Genomic DNA, 12,587 nt, shown 5'->3' on the forward strand with positions numbered 1-12,587 from the left:
GACATGAGCGAACAAGACGATACAGACCAGATGAATGGCGCCGATAGCCTTGTGCAAACGCTGCTCGATAGCGGGCTTGATACCTGTTTCACCAACCCCGGCACGTCGGAAATGCACTTTGTTGCCGCGCTGGATCACGTGCCCGGCATGCGGTCGATCCTTGTCCTGCAAGAGGGCGTGGCGACGGGGGCGGCGGATGGGTACTACCGTATGGCCGGTAAGCCCGCCTGCACCCTGCTGCACCTGGGGCCAGGGCTCGCCAACGGGTTGTCGAACCTGCACAACGCGAAAAAGGCAGGCTCGGGCGTGGTGAATATTGTCGGCGAACATGCGGTCACGCATATCGAGCTGGACGCGCCGCTGACCTCTGACATCGAAGGGATCGCGCGGCCCGTGTCCCATTGGGTGCATACATCCATGTCGGCGGCGGACGTGGGCGCGGATGCGGCCCGTGCCGTGCAGGCGGCAAATGTGGCACCGGGGCAGGTGGCGACGCTGATGCTGCCCAGTGACACCGCTTGGAACGAAGGCGGCGCGGTCGCGCCCGCGCTGGAGCCTGCGCAGCGTCCTGCTTTTGACGAAGCCGCGCTGGAGGAAGCTGTCGCCGCGCTGTCCGGCCCCGACAGCCTGCTGCTGTTGGGCGGTGCCGCGCTGAGCGCCGAGATGCTTGAGATTGCGGGGCGGATCGCGGCCAAGACGGGCTGCAAACTGCTAAGCGAATGGGCCAATGCGCGGCAGGAACGCGGGGCAGGGCGTGTGGTGGTCAACCGCGTGCCCTATCCCATTGATCAGGCGCTAGAGACGCTGGCCCCGTTCAAGCGCATCGTTCTGCTGGGCGCACGCGCACCCATCGGCTTTTTCGCCTATCCGAACAAGCCCGCGATCCTGACCGCCGAGGGCACGCAGATCACCAACCTCTGTACCACCGCGCAGGATATCGCAGGGGCGCTGGACGCGCTGTGCCGCGGTGTGGGTGCGGCGGACACTCCACCCGCCCATGTGGCCGAAGCCGCCACCCCCGACAAACCCAGCGGCCCGTTGGAGCCGGGCGGCATCGCGCAAGCCCTAGCGCGCACCATCCCCGAGGATGCGATTATCATCGACGAGGCGATTACCACAGGCCGCGCGTTCTTCCCCGCAACGGCAGGGGCCCCGAAACACACTTGGGTGAACAACTGCGGCGGGTCCATCGGCTATGGCATGCCCGTGGCTATCGGGGCGGCAGTGGCCTGCCCTGACCGCAAAGTGATGGCGCTGATCGGGGATGGCAGCGCGATGTACACGGTGCAGGCGCTTTGGACGATGGCCCGCGAAGGGCTGGACATCACCATCGTGATCTTCGCCAATCGCGTCTACAAGATCCTGCGCGGCGAGCTGACCAATGTCGGCGTCAGCAATGCAGGCCCCAAGGCGATGGATATGCTGTCGCTTGATCAGCCGACGCTGGAATTCGCGCAGATGGCAAAGTCGATGGGGGTAGAGGCGACGCAGGTTAGTGATTGCGAAGCGCTGGAGCTCGCGATCGAAACAGGGCTGGCACATAAAGGCCCGTATCTGATCGAAGCGGTGATGTAGCACCCGCGAAGACTATCCGATACAAAACAGGCCCCCGATCAGCGCTGATCGGGGGCCTTTTTTATCTCAGTCATCCGCGCCGATTAGCGGTCTGCACCACCGTCGCCGTCGGCATCATCGCTGTCCGGCACATCGTCGGCCTTGATCGGCTTGGACACGGTCTTGGCCTTTTGGGGGCCGGTATCGGTATCCTGCGCGGCGGGGCCTTCGATCTTGAACGGCTGGGTGGTGCCGTCCTTGTTCTCGCCCAGCCAGATGGTCTGCTGCGGGAAGGGGATTTCGATCCCGCGCTCGTCAAAGACCGTCTTGAGGTAGCCGTTGTACATGCGCCCGATGCCCCATTGCTTACCGGGGTCGGTCTTGATCCGCACGCGCAGCACCACCGCGCTGTCGCCAAGGGATTGAACGCCGAACCATTCCAGCTCTCCCATGATGCTATTGGCGATCTCGGGCTCGTTCTCCATCATGCGGTCAAAGGCGTCGTACATGGCCTGCTTGGCCTCTTCGACATTCTCGCGGTAGGCGATGCCCATGTCACAGACCGTGTAGGCAAAGCCGCGCATATAGTTGCTGACCACATCCACGGTAGAGAAGGGGATCATGTGGAACACCCCTTGCACATCGCGCAGGGACACAGAGCGCACCGACAGCTTTTCGACGGTGCCAGTGGTGCCGCCCACGGTGATCACATCGCCCACGTTGATGACGTTCTCGAACTGGATGAACACGCCGGTGATGATGTCCTGCACCATCTTCTGCGCGCCGAAACCAATCGCCAGACCCAAAACCCCGGCAGAGGCGAGCAGTGGCCCGATATCCAGCCCGATCTCGCTCAGCACGAACATCAGCGTGAGGATGATCAGCGTGATGGTCGCCGCATTGCGCAGCAAAGTCAGCAGGGTGGTTTCCCGCGAGGTTGGCACAGCCCCGTATTCGGGGTTCAGCTTGTAGTCGACAAAGGATGTCAGCGCGAGCCAGATGCCGAAGGCCACCGTCAGGATCAACCCGACAGAGATCAGCGCCTTGGTCACCGCCAGCCCGACCTGCCCCTCAAGCCAGCTGCGCACGTCGATCGTGCCTATCACGTCCAACGTAAAGAACAGCACGCAGACCAGCAGGAACAGCCGCAAGGCGCTGAAGGCGCGGGGGACAAAGGTGTTGATGCGACGTTCCAGCAGCGGCAACTTGGCGTTCACGTCCTCGGGCAGTGAAATGCCGCGGTGCACGGCCTGCGCCAGCCATCCCGAAAGCAGGGCAGCGATGATGATCGCCGCAAGGATCTTGCCCGACCCGACAATCGCGTTCAGCGTGACCTCGGCGGGCTGGGTCATGACCACAAAGAACATCACGGCGATATAGGCCAGCGCGAACCAGTGCCAGATGCCTGCCAAGCCGTGTAGCGTGCGCGCGATAAAGCCGCGCCGCGCCTTTGCGATGGTGGCCGGATCGACACCCTCGGCGGCTTGCGCCTCGCTGGGGTCCGCCTCGCTGGGGTCCGCCTCGCTTTGCAGCCAGCGGGTGACGGCCTTGCGACGCCGCAGCACGATGTAGACAAAATACAGCAGCACCAGAACCGACAGAAGAGCCGACACGCCAGCGCCCGCGGCCGTGTTGACGCTTTGGTTGACGATTGGCACGACCAGCAGTTGCCCGTAGCCCAGAACACTGACCACGATGCTCAGATAGCGGGTAAGCGCCGCTGCGGCCTTGTCGCCGACGGGCACCAGACGCAGACCCGACGCAACGGGCGACAGGAACGACCGGATGACGACTTTGGTCATTTCTACCAGCAGGAAGGCGTTCAGATACATCGACTGGCGGATGCCGATCTGCCCGACTTCGCCAACGGCGAGGATGGTGATCAGATAACCAGCGGCCCAAGCCACGATGACGATAAAGGCGTCCAGCAGGTTCGACCCCAGAAACAGCCCGATAGAGCGGAAGATACCCACATGTTCAGCCGTGCGCCCCATGCGCGCATATAGCCCCCGCGCAAGGTAGCGCAGCACCACAAAGAGCGCGACGGTGATCGCAATGACCGCAAGCAGGCCAGGGATCGCTTCCAGCAATACGGTCAGCTCCGCACCGCTGAGGCCAGAGAAGACCTTGCCGCCGCGTTCGAACCCGTTCCAGAAAGAGGTGAGCGTGCTGACCGTGTCTTGTCCGATCTGCTGGGTGATCAGGGCGATTTGCCGCCCGACCGATACCCCTTCGGCATCCGCGGCTTCGGTGATCGTTTCAATCGCGGGGTTTTCATCACCCGAGGGGTCGCCCGAGGCGTCGAGCGACTTTTCGAGGTCCGCGATCAGCGCGGCGCGGGCGTCATCGTCTTTGAGCACTTCTAGCAGGGTATCCAGCGGTGCCTTCGCCTCTGCCTCGGGTGTCGTTTCGGTTGTTTCCGTGTCGGAAGACCCGCCGCCGGTGAACAGCGATTGCGCATGCGCCGAAAAGGGGGCGAGCGTCAGGAAGAGTGCCACCACAACCCCCGTCAGTACGTAGAGCCACCCTTGGGTTGGCATCGCGATCTTTCGGGTTTCTGACATGGGGGCCTCTTTCGACATCACTAAATTACACTACGAGATAGGGGAACATTCCCTATTTCCACTGCTTTTCGCTTATGGGGGGTCTTTGATGTAAAGAAAACCCGATGCGCGGATATGTTCGCACATCGGGAGATTACATCATCGGGGTGGGCTAGGAGCGCACCATTACGCCGTTGAACTGCCGGTAATCACCTCTGCCCGAGGGATCTCTGCCTTTGGGGGGGCGGGTTGTTTTGGCTGCGGCTGTTTGCGTGCGGCTTCGGCCAGCAGGGCGGCGGCATAGCACACAGCAATTGCAACAAGGGGCAGTGTCCACGGCAAGGCCGTCATCGTGGGTTCGATATCCATCATGATTTGCCCCGCCAGGGCAAGTATGGTGCCAAGCCCAAACACCAGCAGCCCGTGGCTGCCCATCAGCCGGAAGGGGGCGGCCAGATTATGCGCACAGATCCGTGTCACCACAGGCAGGCACGACAGCACGTAGACCAGCGCGAGGATATGCACCAATCGCGGCAGCGCCAGCATCGACTTGTTGTGCGTCGTGATGTTGCTGGGAAGGCCAAGCCCGCCAAGCTGCGCCATCTTGTGATTCATGAACGATCCCAGACCGGGCACGTAGCGCCAAGCAAAGATGAACAGCAACACGCCGAGCGCCAGCTTGAACAGGATCGGAGAGTTGCGGACCAGCCGTTCGTCCTTGCGATGACGCACGCCAATGGCAAGGCCGACGACAAAGATGAACTGCCAGGTGAGCGGGTTGAAGAACCAGCCGCCGCCACCGGGGTGGTTCGGGATGGTCAGTCGGGTGGCTCCTGCATAAAGCCAGAACGCCCCCGCAACGGCCAAGGTCGTGCGCGGCGCGTAAAGTACAGCGGCGATCAGCGCAGGGCCTGCCAGCAGCAAGACGGTATAGGACGGCAGAATGTTCACATAGCCGATCTGGTATCCCAGCGTGACCAGCCCCGCCATCGCGGCACCGGTCTGGTCATACAAGAGGGCAAGGTTGTGCATCACGCGGAATTCCGAGCGCACAAACGTATCTGCCGCCCAGGCATAAAGACCGATGGCCGCGACCGTCAGCACGATATGCACGATATAAAGCTGCCACGCCCGCCGCCACAGCGGTGCCATCGCATCCCATAGACGCAGCTCGCCCGACATCCAGCGGCCGATGGCGGGGGAATAGGCGATGCCCGCCGCGATGCCCGACATAATAAAGAACGCCTCTGCCGCGTCGGAGAACCCGATGTTGCGGATGGTCAGATGCTCCCACGGGTTGCCGGGCATGTGGTCGATGATGATCATGATCAGCGCCAGCCCGCGAAACGCATCGATGCGCGGATCGCGGGCGCGGCGCGGCAGGTCGACGCCGCGCCGGATGGGAATAAGCTGGGCGTCAGGCCGGTTGGACGATTGTGTCATGCGACGATCCTTCTGGGGCGGCACCCGATCTCAGGTTGTCGCGATATGCTGCAATGACGGCGGGCGTGGCCCGCTCTTGCGGCGTGGTAAAGACTTGGCCGGTGCTCTCGTGCGAGGTAACGGCGATCAACAGCGGCGCGATGGACATGGGCAGCGTCACCGGCAAGAGCCAGAAGATCAGGTTCGGCACCCAGAGATAGACGGCAACGGTGACCGCGATCCCGAACAGCGACACCCAACGGCTGGCACGCCAGCTTTCAGCGAGGGTAAGCCGCCCTTCGCCGCGTGCGGTTGCGGGCCAGCCGCCATCCTTGCCCGCAAAGACCTCGGCGACGGCGCGGCTTTGATACATCAGCATGACGGGCGCAATCAGCGCGGTCAGCAGAATTTCAGACAGGACAGAGCCAAGCGCGCGCAGCGCCCCGCCAAACCCCTTGGCGCGGCCCGTTGCAGCCGCTTCGCCAAAGATCGCGAGCTTGGGCAGCAACAGCAGTCCGCCGATCCCAAAGGCGAGCGCTACGATCTGGAAGGTCTTGTCGTCGGGGAAGACCGGGAAAAGCTGATAGGCGTTGGGGAAATAATCAGGGCTGGCATTGGTCGCGGCGGCCAGCAGCGACACGATCAGGAAGGCCCCCCAAGCGACCGACACCAGATAGGCCATGATCCCCTGGACGAAGACGAACCGGCTCCACCCGTGCAGGCCGGGGGCACCGACCAGACGCATGTGTTGCAGGTTGCCCTGACACCAGCGGCGATCACGGCGCGCAAAGGCGAGCAGATTGTCGGGGCCTTCCTCGAAGGAGCCGGCGATGCGGGGGTCCATCTCTACACGCCAGCCGCCGCGTACCAGCAGGGCGGCTTCAACATAGTCATGGCTTAGGATGGTGCCGCCGAAAGGGGCAGGGCCGCTGAGTTCAGGCAGGCCGCAGCATTGCGACAGGGCGCGCACACGTGCGATGGCATTATGCCCCCAAAAGGGGCCCGCCCGCCCCTGCATACGGGCCAAACCGCGTGCGAAAACGGGCGAGTGAAAGCTGGCCGAGAATTGCATCGCGCGGCCGAACAGCGACCCCGCGCCAAAGATCTTGGGCAGGGTTTGCAGCAGGCCAAGAGTCGGGTCTGCCTCCATCCGTGCGACAAGATGGCGGATCGTATCGCCCTCCATCAAGCTGTCGGCGTCAAGGATCACGACGTATTCATAAGCCCCGCCGGATTTGCGAATGAAATCCTCGACGTTGCCCGCCTTGCGGCCATATCGGTCGGTACGGTTGCGGTAGTAAACCGGGTTCGCAGCGCTGTCATCGCCCAATAGCGGGGCTAGCGCCGCGCGCTCTGCGATCAGGGCGTCGGGGTCGAAGGTGTCGGACAGAATGGCGAAATCGACGGGTACGTTCGAGGCCTGCATGGATTGGCGCATTGCCATAATGCGCGCGCAAACCTCGGTCGGGTTTTCGTTGCAGATCGGCACAAGGATCGCCGTCGGGGGGAAATCCGCGTTGCTCAGGTCCATATCAGGGAGGGGGTCAAAAGAGGGCACGCCCAAAAACGCCTGCCCCGCCCCCCATGCCAACCACGCAGTCGTCAGCGCGATAAGCGCCACGGCGAAGCCGTCCCAGATATCAAATCCGGTATTAAGCCCCGCTTGCGCCAGTGTCGCGGCTGCCGCTGTTGCGCATAGCAAGGCAAAGCAAATGGTGCCAATGCGGCTGACCCGCGTGGCACCATCGCGCAAATAAGAGGGCATGTCAGGCATTACGCATGAAGATGCGGCTCACCACCTCGAACAGGGAGGGGCGGGCATCATGCTCTAGCACCTGCCGCGGCATATCCAGCGGGGCAGGGCGAGGCGCATAACGGTCAAAGTCGGTCATTTGTTCGGTGGTCGCAGTTGATGTCACAGAAGTATTCATTCTTTCAGCCATTGGTATACCCAAGTCTCGGTCAAGCTACGGTCGCCCGCGACCAGATTGGCGCGCAGTTCAACCATTGCATCAGTTTCGGCGACGACTTCTAGAACCAGTCGCCACATGTGATCGTGGCCGTCGATCTGCTGCAGCACTTGTCCTGCAATTGTCCCGCCGGCGATGTTTACATTGGCTTCAACAACGTTCTCGGCGTTTGGTTCCCCTAAAGTTGCACCTTCGAAGTCGATCACAAACTTTCGGCGATCATTGCGCGGTTTTACGCCCGCGATGCCCCCATTTCCGGCAAGAGTGCGCGATACTTGGGCAAGTGTCGAAGACGCGCCGGGCGGGTTCATCCCCCAGTTCAGACGGTAGGAAATGCTTTTGCTATCACCCGCGGCGAACCCGTTCTTGTAGGTCCAGAAGGCGACGATGTTGTCGTTCCCCTCCAGATCCGACGGGATCTCGATCAAGCGGACCATGCCTTCGCCCCAGTCACCTTTGGGTTCGACCATCAGCGTCGGGCGCAGTTCATAGTGGGCTTCGGCGTCCAGATAGTCGTCAAAGGCACGGTGGCGCTGCACAAGGCCAAAGGATTTCGGCGATTGCGCACCAAAGTATGAATTGGCGAGCTTGGGCGGGTTGTTCAGCACGCGGAACAGCGTGTCTTGGCCGGTGTTGACCACCAGCGCCTCGCTGTCGTGGACGCGGGCACGGTAATCGTCAAAGCCGCCCTGATCGTTCAGCCCGAACAGATACATCGATGTCAGCGGCGCGATGCCCAGTTGCTGCACGTCTTGGCGGAAGAACAGTTCGGTGGTCACATCCATCGTGGTGGTGGCACCGGGGGTCACGGTGAACTTGTACGCCCCCACGACCGACTGGCTTTCCAGCAGGGCGTAAAAGGTCATCTTCGTCTCGCCCGGCGCGGGACGTTGCAGCCAGAAGGCGCTGAAGCGGGGGAATTCCTCGGGTTCGGAGGTGGCAGTGTTCACCGCAAGCCCGCGCGCGCTCAGGCCATAGCGGTTACCCGCGCCCAAGGCACGGAAGTAGCTTGCCCCAAGGAACGACACGATCTCGTCGAACTGTTGCGGATCGTTCAGCGGGGCATTCATGCGGAAGCCCGCGACGCCGGGCAGCTCTGTGCCGGCTGGAATTTTTTCAAGCGCTTTGGACTGGTAAATGAAATCGTCCGAGGTAAAGCCAAGCGGCTGTGCCTTGCCGTCGACGACCTCGTAGAGCGACACGGTGCCGTCGAACAACCAGCCGGGGTGATAGGCATGTACCACCGCTTGCGCTGCGGGGCCTTTCCAGATCGCGCTGTCCTCGCGGAAGCGGATGTTGCGGTAGTCGTCGTAATCCAGCGTGGTGAAGGGCTCGCCCAATTGCGTCGGCGCAGTGTATTCCTCACCGGCAAGACCGCGTGCCCGTTCGATCAGGATATCAAAGGAAAAAGGCTCCGCCGTATCACCGGCCTGCGCCCATGCGGCAGTGTCTTGCAAACCGGTCGCCGCGGCGAATGCCAAGGCGGCCCCCCCTGCGCGCAATACGGACCGGCGAGACATTGGGCGGGAGCGAGACAAATGATGCATCAAAAATGATTCCTGTTCGTTGCTGCATTGCAGAATTCATATAATTACGCGGGAAGTTCAATAACATGAAGCCAGATGCGCAAACTTTTGCTGCACAGTGCGGGGTTCACGCGAAAATCGCGAATTCGGCGCGTCATCATCCGGTAATATTCGCAATGACATAGCAAGGCTACGTGACGGTTTTGTCTAGCCTCTTCAAAAAACAGCGGAAAATCGCCTGAAATACCACCGGACCGCCCTAGAATAAGATTGGTTGGCATCACAGGCCCGCAATGCCACCCTAAAGGGAATCTGTGTGTGTATCGGTAAACAAGAATACAAAAACGAGGACAAAATGGACAATAAAGACCTTCCATCGCTCCCGCTGGCGCTGCTGCCCGTCGTTCTGACGCTTGGCCTTCTGGCGCTGCAACTTTTCTACTATGGCGACTTCACGCCCCATATTCCCCTGATCCTCGGATTGGCCATCACGTCCCTGCTGGGTGTGTTTCGCGGTCAGACGTGGATGGACATTCGCGAAGGCGTGTTCCACGTGATCCACGTGTCGATGCCGTCACTGGCGGTGTTGATCGTGGTGGGCATGATCGTCGGCGTCTGGATCGCGTCGGGCACGGTGCCCACGTTGATCTATTACGGGCTGACCTTGCTGACCCCGTCGATCTTTCTGGCAGCCGCCATGATCCTCTGTGCGGTGGTTTCCCTGTCGTTGGGGACCAGCTGGGGCACAGTCGGCACCATTGGTCTGGCGCTGATGGGGATTGGTGCGGGTTTCGGTATTCCGGCCTATTGGACTGCTGGTGCGGTCGTGTCGGGCGCGTTCTTTGGCGACAAGGTATCGCCGCTGTCGGATACGACGAACCTTGCGCCTGCGGTGACGGGCACGAATGTGTTCGACCACATCAAGAACATGTTGCCCACGACGGTCCCTGCGATGCTTATCGCGCTGGTGATCTATGTGGTCGTCGGCTTTATGCTGATCGAAGAGGGCGCGGGCGACGTTAGCAGCATCAATCAGATCACAACCGGTCTGGAGGAACGCTTTAGCCTCGGGATTATCCCGCTGACACCCGCCTTGATCGTGATTGTACTGGCGCTGATGAAGAAGCCGCCGCTGCCGTCGCTGTTTGCCGGTGTGCTGGCCGGTGGTCTGGTGGCGATTTTCTGGCAGGGCGCGGGGCTGCATGACGTGTTCGCCTTTGCGCAGTCGGGCTATTCCATCGACACGGGCATCGCCGACATCGACAGTCTGCTGAACGCGGGCGGTATCCAGTCAATGATGTGGACCATTTCGCTAATGTTGATTGCCTTGGGCTTTGGCGGCGCGCTGGAGCGCACCGGCTGTCTGGAGGCAATTATTATGGCAATCGTCAGCCGCGTGAAAAGCTTTGGCGCGGTACAAAGCTCGGCCATCGGGACGGCCTTTGCGACCAATATGGTTGCAGGTGATCCCTATATCTCTATTGCGCTGCCGGGTCGTATGTACGCGCCCTTGTACCGTGGGATGGGCTATTCGACCCTGAACCTCAGCCGCGCGGTGGAAGAGGGCGGCACGCTGATGAGCCCGCTGATCCCGTGGAACGCCGGTGGTGCCTTTGTGATCTCGGCCTTGGGGCTGGGGGTCATGGACGGTAACCTGACCAACCTGCTGTATATCCCGCTGGCCTTTGCCTGCTGGACTGCACCGCTGATCGGTGTGTTCTATGCGGTGACCGGTCTGTTCTCGCCACAAGCGACGGACGAAGATCGGGCCGAGTGGGACAAATCCGGCGAAGACATCATGGACCTTGGCGACCATGAACTGGCCTACGAGCAACCGGCCGCGACCTGATCGCGCCTGAACCGACACAGATGAAAGCCGCAGCGCCAATGTGCGCTGCGGCTTTCTTTATGCCCTCAGGCCTGCGCCTTCAGCCTGTCGCGAAGCGTGTTCTTGACGATCTTGCCATTGGCGTTGCGCGGCAGGGGATCGGGTTCGAATGTCGCAAAATCCGGCGCTTTGTAGTCCGCCATCTTTGTGCGTGCGAAAGCCTTGATCGTATCAAGATCCAGCGCCGTGTCCGTGGTGTGGATGAACACATGCATCTTTTCGCCAAGCACCGGATCAGGGCATCCGATGGCGGCACATTCGATCACGGAGGGGTGGGCGGTCAGGGCGTTTTCGACCTCGGCGCTGTAGATGTTATAGCCGCCGCGAATGATCATATCCTTACGACGGTCGTGCAGGCAGATGAACCCCTCGGCGTCGCGTGACCCCATGTCGCCGCTTTTCCAGTAGCCGTCGTGAAACTCGGAGGCAGTGCGGTCGGGGTTGTCCCAATAGCCGGGCACGGTCATCGCGCCCTTGATCCAAAGCTCCCCATGGGTGCCGTCGGGCACGTCGTTGCCCTGAGGATCGACAATGCGGATATCGGCGCAGGGTACGGCGATGCCGATGCTATCCGCGCGTTTGGTGCCGAACCCCATCGGCAGGATCGTCACGGCAGAGGTAAGCTCCGTCGCGCCATAGGCGTTCATCAGGCAGAGGTTCGGCAGCTTTTCCGACAGCTCGGTGATGGTGGATTGCGGCATCGGTGCGCCGCCGTAGCCCCCGATCCGCCAGTGTTGCAGGTCGTAGTCGTCGACATTGCAGCGCAGCAGGAACAGGTTGTACATCGCTGGCACCATCAGCGTCTGCGTTACCTTTTCGTCGGCGGTCAGCGATAGGAACTCATGTGCACCGAAGACCTCCATCATCACGGTGCAGCCTGCGGTTTGCAGCATGGTAAAGACGGTGGCGACCAACCCGGTCACATGGCTTGCGGGCACGCAGAGGAGGGAGCGTTCACCGGCCCCCAGCTCCATGCAAAGTTCAAAATGCATCGCGGAATGGACGATGTTCAGATGGGTCAGCGTGGCCCCTTTGGGCTGGCCTGTGGTGCCGGAGGTATAGAGGATCACCGCGATGTCATCCTCGTGCAGCGGCACGGCGTCGGTCAGCGGAGTCTGTGCGGGCAGCGTATCGAAAGCGTCGGACCCAACCACTGTGCCGCCAACGCAAAAGCGGTGGGTCAGCGCGGGCAGATCGGCCGGTGCGGGCAGGCGGTCGGCGACATCCATGCCATGCACGGCGATCTTGGCACCGCATTGTCGCAGGATAAACGCCAGCTCTGGCGTGCCTTCGCGGATGTTGATCGGCACGGCAATCGCGCCAAGCCGCAGACAGCCCATCATGGTCGCGATGAATTCCCAGCGGTTCGACAGCAGCAGCGCAACGCGGTCGCCCTTTTCGACCCCACGCGCGCGCAGCCCTGCGGCGATGCGGCCCACGTGTAGGTCAAGCTCGGTATAGGTCAGTCTGGTCTCGCCGCTGACCACGGCCTCTTGATCGGGGGCGCGGGCAAAGGCCGCGGCGAGCATGGCGTTCAGGTCGGCGGGGCGATCCTTGAAGCATTTGATCTCGCGACCGTCAAAATGGGTTTCTGTTTGTATGCGATCCGTGATCGCCTGTGACCAATGTGGCATCTGCGCTCCTCCCGTAGCTTGGGGTAGTCATTGCGCAAACAATCAGGGGC

Annotated in this window: 8 protein-coding genes; 2 read left to right on the forward strand and 6 right to left on the reverse strand. The window is 61.6% G+C overall.

The features are described from left to right. Positions 1-3: 3 nt before the first annotated feature. Positions 4-1,575 (forward strand): acetolactate synthase large subunit, encoded by a 1,572-nt coding sequence (locus GLP43_RS05800; RefSeq protein WP_237278557.1) that lies wholly within the window; start codon positions 4-6, stop codon positions 1,573-1,575. An 83-nt stretch (positions 1,576-1,658) separates the two neighbouring features. Here the strand turns inward: GLP43_RS05800 and GLP43_RS05805 are convergent, their stop codons facing one another. The 5 genes from GLP43_RS05805 to GLP43_RS05825 form a co-directional block, all read right to left on the reverse strand. Continuing rightward, the gene (locus GLP43_RS05805; RefSeq protein WP_237278558.1) at positions 1,659-4,118 is read right to left on the reverse strand and encodes a mechanosensitive ion channel domain-containing protein; all 2,460 of its coding nucleotides are present in this window, start codon (positions 4,116-4,118) and stop codon (positions 1,659-1,661) included. Positions 4,119-4,283: 165 nt separating this feature from the next. After that, positions 4,284-5,540: an OpgC family protein gene (locus tag GLP43_RS05810; protein WP_237278559.1), complete on the reverse strand. Its 1,257-nt coding sequence runs from the start codon at positions 5,538-5,540 to the stop codon at positions 4,284-4,286. Further along, on the reverse strand, positions 5,515-7,293 hold the full coding sequence (mdoH, locus tag GLP43_RS05815) for a glucans biosynthesis glucosyltransferase MdoH (RefSeq protein WP_443069462.1): 1,779 nt from the start codon (positions 7,291-7,293) through the stop codon (positions 5,515-5,517). The genes GLP43_RS05810 and mdoH overlap by 26 nt, the downstream gene beginning before the upstream one ends. Beyond that, on the reverse strand, positions 7,286-7,450 hold the full coding sequence (locus tag GLP43_RS05820) for a hypothetical protein (RefSeq protein WP_237278561.1): 165 nt from the start codon (positions 7,448-7,450) through the stop codon (positions 7,286-7,288). The genes mdoH and GLP43_RS05820 overlap by 8 nt, the downstream gene beginning before the upstream one ends. Beyond that, a complete protein-coding gene (locus GLP43_RS05825; RefSeq protein WP_237279923.1) occupies positions 7,447-9,009 on the reverse strand; it encodes a glucan biosynthesis protein in 1,563 nt (520 codons plus the stop codon). Before GLP43_RS05825 ends, GLP43_RS05820 begins: the two co-directional genes overlap by 4 nt. 361 nt (positions 9,010-9,370) lie before the next feature. Here GLP43_RS05825 and nhaC point away from each other — a divergent pair, with 361 nt between their 5' ends. Continuing rightward, positions 9,371-10,864, forward strand: coding sequence for a Na+/H+ antiporter NhaC (gene nhaC, locus GLP43_RS05830; protein WP_237278562.1), 1,494 nt, complete (start codon positions 9,371-9,373; stop codon positions 10,862-10,864). 65 nt (positions 10,865-10,929) lie between these two features. Here the strand turns inward: nhaC and GLP43_RS05835 are convergent, their stop codons facing one another. Beyond that, positions 10,930-12,537, reverse strand: coding sequence for a class I adenylate-forming enzyme family protein (locus GLP43_RS05835; protein ID WP_237278563.1), 1,608 nt, complete (start codon positions 12,535-12,537; stop codon positions 10,930-10,932). Positions 12,538-12,587: the final 50 nt, after the last annotated feature.

It is taken from the genome of Sulfitobacter sp. M39 (genome assembly GCF_021735935.1).
Taxonomy (GTDB): domain Bacteria; phylum Pseudomonadota; class Alphaproteobacteria; order Rhodobacterales; family Rhodobacteraceae; genus Sulfitobacter.

Bases quoted from the DNA above. Each gene is read 5' to 3' on its own strand.
- mdoH (WP_443069462.1), bottom strand. From the start codon at position 7,293: ATGCCTGACATGCCCTCTTATTTGCGCGATGGTGCCACGCGGGTCAGC.
- GLP43_RS05825 (WP_237279923.1), bottom strand. From the start codon at position 9,009: ATGTCTCGCCGGTCCGTATTGCGCGCAGGGGGGGCCGCCTTGGCATTC.
- nhaC (WP_237278562.1), top strand. From the start codon at position 9,371: ATGGACAATAAAGACCTTCCATCGCTCCCGCTGGCGCTGCTGCCCGTC.
- GLP43_RS05810 (WP_237278559.1), bottom strand. From the start codon at position 5,540: ATGACACAATCGTCCAACCGGCCTGACGCCCAGCTTATTCCCATCCGG.
- GLP43_RS05820 (WP_237278561.1), bottom strand. From the start codon at position 7,450: ATGAATACTTCTGTGACATCAACTGCGACCACCGAACAAATGACCGAC.
- GLP43_RS05800 (WP_237278557.1), top strand. From the start codon at position 4: ATGAGCGAACAAGACGATACAGACCAGATGAATGGCGCCGATAGCCTT.
- GLP43_RS05805 (WP_237278558.1), bottom strand. From the start codon at position 4,118: ATGTCAGAAACCCGAAAGATCGCGATGCCAACCCAAGGGTGGCTCTAC.
- GLP43_RS05835 (WP_237278563.1), bottom strand. From the start codon at position 12,537: ATGCCACATTGGTCACAGGCGATCACGGATCGCATACAAACAGAAACC.